This is a genomic window from Williamsia sp. Y853 (genome assembly GCF_056786495.1).
Genome location: NZ_JBXCJC010000001.1, coordinates 1,991,870 through 1,997,051 on the forward strand (window position 1 = coordinate 1,991,870; position 5,182 = coordinate 1,997,051).

Sequence of the window (5,182 nt, forward strand, 5' to 3'; positions counted from 1 at the left end):
CAGATCCGGCTAACAACAGGATCCGACAGAACGACAAACAGGCGACATCACTCTCGGTGCATCCGGAGTGGAAGGGAGTATCAACATGACCAACCCATTCGACGACGAGGACGGCCGTTTCTTCGTGCTCGTCAATGACGAGAATCAGCACTCGCTGTGGCCGACCTTCGCCGAGATCCCGGCGGGCTGGAACAAGGTTTTCGGCGAAGATTCACGGGCTGCCTGCCTCGAATACGTCGAGCAGAACTGGACCGACCTGCGGCCGAAGAGCCTGATCGACGCGATGAACGCGGACCAGGCGAACAAGGACTGACAACGCGCACGAGGGGGACCGTCCGACGGACGGTCCCCCTCGTCGGTGTGTCCGGACCGGGTTGTGACATCAACCCCGCGCCGCGGCCGCCCGGCGGTAGGACAGAAGTGCCGGATAGGCGAAGACCACCAGTATGCCGACGGCCCAGATGAGGGTCTTGATGAGATTTTCTGCCACCGGACCGCCGATGGCCAACGCCCGCATCGTTTCTATCGCGCATGTCATCGGTTGGTTCTGGACCAATGGCTGCAGCACTTCCGGGTAGGCCTCGACCGGCGAGAACCCCGAATTGAAGAACATCAGCAGACTGGTGCACAGCGACATGATGGGCACCAGGGGAGCGTTTGACGCCGACATCGCCACTGTGAGAACGATGGTCGAGTACGCCGCACCGTAGAGAAGTGCCACTGCGAAGATCCCGACGGCCGAAAGCAGCCCTTCGTCGAAACGCCAGCCGATGAGCATTCCGGCCGTCGTGATCACGAGCGTACCGACGAGGATCCGCAGCATCTCCACGGTGATCCGCGACGTCAGGTCGGCCCCGCGGTGGACCGGCATGACGTACAGGCGCGTCAGCAAGCCGGTTCGGCGTTCACTGATCAAGCGGGTCCCGACTGCCAGCGAACCGAACATCGCCCCGACGAGCACCACCAGTGGAACAGTGCCGTATGCACTGTTCTCCCCGGTCGCACCGCCGACCGCATCACCGAGCACCACCTTGAACATGACCATGCTCAGCAACGGGAACAGCAGACTCTGAATCAGGGTCAGCCGGTCCCGGGTGACAACTCGGAGCTGTCGTCCGGTGAGGATTTTCGAATGCGTGAGATAGGCGCGAAACCCTCGCTCGTCGGTGGTCCGGGCGGCGGGGAATCGTGTCGCGGCCGTCGTGGACCTCCCGCTGAGCGCGGCCGCTTGTTCCGTCGCGGCTTGTTCCGCCGCGATCTGTGCCGCCGCGATCTGCCCGAGATCCAGCCGGACCGTGGGCGCCTGCTGCATCGCCGGGGTCAGTTCCACCGGGTCCAGGGAGTCCCGGTCGGTGATCCGGGTCATTGGGCGCCCGGTCTGTTCGGGTGCCTGCGGGTATCTCACGGCCGAATGTTCGGAGGTCCATTCGGCTGCCGCGGCCCCGGGGGAAAGCAGGGTCCACGGACCGACGAGGGTCTGATGGGAGCCGGACTGGCCGGCATCGGCCCGGTCTTGTTCCTCCTGGGAAAAGCGTGTGGTGGGCTGATCGCCGGTGCGGACGCGGCGCGGCGAGGGACTCGATCCGCCGGTATCGCTGCGCCACCAGTGCTGTTGGGGGGCGCCGTCGTCTCCTCTGTGCCTGCTCATCGTCGGCTGCTCCGGATCGTCACGAGGGCACCGGCGGCCAGACCCGCCGCGGTGATGCCTGCCGCCCAGCAGATGGACGGCAGCGCCAGTTCCCAGGACACATCGCCCGCGTCGAATCCACGCATCAGTTCGGTGAACTGTGAGATCGGCTGATTGCGCGCAAACGGCTGGATCCATTCGGGAAAGCGCTCTTCGGGCACGAAACCGGTCGAGAGCATTCCGAGGATCAACTGGGGGAGGGCCAGGGCCTGGCTGGTGGCCGCGGGGTTCTTCGAGACGGCGCCGATCGTATCGGCGCCGAAGGCGAGAATCACGCCGACGACCATCGCGACCCCGATGAACCCGATGAAATCGAGGAGCCCGGCGGTGGGCCTCCAGCCGATCACCAGACCCGAGATGATCGCCCACACCAGTGAGATCACCAACAGCACGACGTTCGAGGCCAATCGGGCCAACGGCGGGACAAAGGTGTTCACCGGCATACTGCGTAACCGGTTGGTCAGCCCCGTACTGCCGTCGTTCGCCGCACGCATCGCGGCCGACGTCGCGACGAAGCCCACCGACTGCAGGCAGATGACGGGCATGAGGAACTGCGCGTAATCCATTCCGGGATAACCATCCATGATGGTCCGCAGCGGAATGTAGAAGCAGAGCGTCAGCAGCACGGGTGCGGTGATGGACAGGAAGAACTCGCCCTGTCGCTTCATACCGATGATGGAACGTTGGGTCAGGGCCAGCCACTGACGGCCGGGTCTGACCGAGGGGCGGCGACCGCCTGCGGAAATCGCCACCCGCGTGGCGTCGGTCACTGTCATGCGTGCTCCGCGCCGTCGGCCGGGCCTTCCGTCAGCTTGAGGAACACGTCGTCCAGTGACGGTCGCCGCAAGCCCACATCGGTGAGTTCTATGCCGGCCAAATCGGTGAGACGTACGACATCGACCAGAGTCTGCGTCGAACGCACCGCAGGCATGGTCAGCGAGTTGCGGTTCAGATCGATCCGTATCTCGTCCGCAGGAACGAGTTCGGTCAGCAACGCCTTGATCCGGGCGAGGTCGTCCGGGTTGCTCGTGACAACTTCACAGAACGTCCCACTGACCTGTTCCTTGAGTTCTGCCGCGGTGCCCTCGGCGATGACGCGGCCCTTGTCGATCACCACGATCCGGTCGCTGAGGAGGTCTGCCTCTTCCAGGTATTGAGTTGTCAGCAATGTGGTGATCCCCAGGTCTCGCAGCGAGGTCACGATGTTCCAGACATCCTGGCGGCTACGCGGATCGAGTCCGGTCGTGGGCTCGTCGAGGAAGACGACCTCGGGCCGCACCACCAAACCGCACGCGATGTCGATTCTGCGGCGCATGCCGCCGGAGAATTTTCCGACGCGTCGCGACGCGGCATCGACGAGATCGAAGGCATCGAGGAGCTCGGCAGCGCGCTGCGCCGCCTCGGTTTTGCTCAGGCCCATCAACTTGCCGAACAACACCAGGTTCTCGCGGCCGGTCAAGGACTCGTCCAGAGCCGCGAACTGGCCCGTCAGCATGATCGAGGCGCGAACGGCGGCCCGGTCCCGGACGACGTCGTAGCCGGCGATGCGCGCAGTGCCCTCGTCCGGTGTGAGCAAGGTGGCAAGCATGTTGACCGTCGTCGTTTTCCCGGCACCGTTGGGACCCAGTAGGCCGAGCACGGTGCCGGTTGGCACCTCGAAGCTGACTCCGTCGACGGCCGTGAAGTCGCCGAAACGCTTCACCAGCCCGTCGGCAACCACGCCGTGCGTATGCGCAGCGACCGACACGTCGAACTCACCTGACCGGCTCGTTCGGGCACCACCACTGTGCTTAGCTTGCATTTCGATCCCGTCGTCATCTTGGTCACGCGGCGACGCGATCGCCCTTACCTGACGTCATCGAACGTATCGCAGAATCCAGCAGTAACACCAAGTGGTCATCCGGCGATAACCCTCCCCAGAAAAGGAAAAATTCCGTTTTGCTTGGTAATAGCCTTCAAATGCATAGTTTAGCGACGGCGTTATGGGGGAATATCCCAGGGGTGCAGGCGGAATGTCGTGTGATAGGTGCAGTTTGATTAGCAGGTCGCGGAAAGGGGTGGGCGTTGTGGTGACACAGGTCCGGGGTGATGACAAAGAGATGTATCCCATAGTTGGGGTACAGACCCTCCGAGGTCGGCGAGACCCCCGAGCCCTGACCGAACTGCTGGCCGTCGCGGCCGACGCCGCGCCCGACCGGCCCGCAGTGAGCGGAAGTGACTTCACGGTGACGTTCGCGGACCTGCGGGCACGCGCCCAAGGGGCCGCCACCGCCATGACCGGTTCACCACGCATCGACGACTCCGCCCTCACAGTCGCGTTGATGACAACCGTTCCAGGGCTCGCCGTGGCCGGCCCTCGTGCCCTCGAGGAGACGTTGGGCGCTATCCGGCTCCGGGCCCTGATCGTCCTCGCGGAGGGCTGAGCCGCGGGCGGTCCGCCGCACCCCGCCATCGACATCTCGCCCGAGGGTGGGAGAAATCCTGCGGCGTTGGGCAATCTGCTGTTCCGGTGGCACCGAATCCCTTAAATCCGGTTCCGGCCGACGTCGGGTCTTGTCCTCCGTACGTCCAGTTGTCTGATCTTGACGATCAAATGTGACGGGCTGCACATTTCGGTGATGTAACGGCTTTGCTCGAAACCTTTCCTTATGGTGTTTGTCCTGTGACCATGGGCTGTGCAAGGCCCTCTCAAGTCGCTGGAGGGCCCAGGTTTGGAGTGCAAATGGCTACCTCAACTGTTCGGTCCCGCCACCAGGTCGCGGACGAGACTTCTGGACCTATCGAACTGCCCGACGCTGTCGCCCGGATCGCCGCCGCGACACCAGAACGCGTGGTGGCCCGTTACCGCGAGCGTGCGCTGACCTACCACGAACTCGATGCCGCGATCAGGCTGATGATGCCGGTGATCCGGGGTCAACGGATGGATGATCGGTCCGCGGTGGTGGCGGCGATCTTCGCGGGCCTGCCTGCTCTGGGCGGCGAGCCCGATCCGGCCGTGGTGGCATCGGTCGTCGACGGAGCCGTCAACGGTATATCCACCGACGTGGTCGACCTGCACAACATCATCGCGCCCGTTGCGCCGATGCATGCCGGCGGCACAAATGAGATCGACCTCCGCGTCGTCGCCAGCCGGTTGTCCGGCGCCTGACCGGCTCCCCGATCCGCCGTGTGTTTCTCCGGCGACTCCTTTAGTCCGCTGCCCTGCCGCACCCGGTGGGGCTCGTTGGCGGATCTGTTCGTCCCTGCGCGGTCGCGCTGTGCCGCCCGGTTCCCCGACGTGGGACCGCGCTGACAGATTTTCCTGTCTAACTACTCATTCACGAAAATTTATTTAGAGTGGTAAATAACCTCCGATCAGGCGAAATGCGGAATAAGCAGGGCCGTGGACTTTGGCATCGCCAGATGCATGTAAGCTGAGTTCTTTGTGTCCCGAGGCGAGCATTTCGTTCGAGAATGGAGCGAGAGCTTTTGATTGCTGGCCGCTCCGACGAACCA

Annotated in this window: 6 protein-coding genes; 3 read left to right on the top strand and 3 right to left on the bottom strand. The window is 63.8% G+C overall.

Going from position 1 to position 5,182, the window contains the following annotated elements; all coding sequences use genetic code 11:
• The first annotated feature begins 85 nt into the window (after positions 1 to 85).
• Positions 86 to 313 (top strand): MbtH family protein, encoded by a 228-nt coding sequence (locus AC1TPF_RS09115; protein WP_482135440.1) that lies wholly within the window; start codon positions 86 to 88, stop codon positions 311 to 313.
• 69 nt (positions 314 to 382) lie between these two features.
• Here AC1TPF_RS09115 and AC1TPF_RS09120 read toward each other — a convergent pair whose 3' ends face one another.
• From AC1TPF_RS09120 to AC1TPF_RS09130, 3 genes are read right to left on the bottom strand one after another with little or no spacing between them, the layout of a single operon-like run.
• Positions 383 to 1,648, bottom strand: coding sequence for an ABC transporter permease (locus AC1TPF_RS09120; protein WP_482135439.1), 1,266 nt, complete (start codon positions 1,646 to 1,648; stop codon positions 383 to 385).
• Positions 1,645 to 2,463: an ABC transporter permease gene (locus AC1TPF_RS09125; protein ID WP_482135438.1), complete on the bottom strand. Its 819-nt coding sequence runs from the start codon at positions 2,461 to 2,463 to the stop codon at positions 1,645 to 1,647. Before AC1TPF_RS09125 ends, AC1TPF_RS09120 begins: the two co-directional genes overlap by 4 nt.
• The gene (locus AC1TPF_RS09130; protein WP_482135437.1) at positions 2,460 to 3,434 is read right to left on the bottom strand and encodes an ATP-binding cassette domain-containing protein; all 975 of its coding nucleotides are present in this window, start codon (positions 3,432 to 3,434) and stop codon (positions 2,460 to 2,462) included. Before AC1TPF_RS09130 ends, AC1TPF_RS09125 begins: the two co-directional genes overlap by 4 nt.
• A 352-nt stretch (positions 3,435 to 3,786) precedes the next feature.
• Here AC1TPF_RS09130 and AC1TPF_RS09135 point away from each other — a divergent pair, with 352 nt between their 5' ends.
• Together AC1TPF_RS09135 and AC1TPF_RS09140 are read left to right on the top strand one after the other, a co-directional pair.
• A complete protein-coding gene (locus AC1TPF_RS09135; protein WP_482135436.1) occupies positions 3,787 to 4,110 on the top strand; it encodes a hypothetical protein in 324 nt (107 codons plus the stop codon).
• 299 nt (positions 4,111 to 4,409) lie between these two features.
• Positions 4,410 to 4,835, top strand: coding sequence for a hypothetical protein (locus AC1TPF_RS09140; protein ID WP_482135435.1), 426 nt, complete (start codon positions 4,410 to 4,412; stop codon positions 4,833 to 4,835).
• Positions 4,836 to 5,182: the final 347 nt, after the last annotated feature.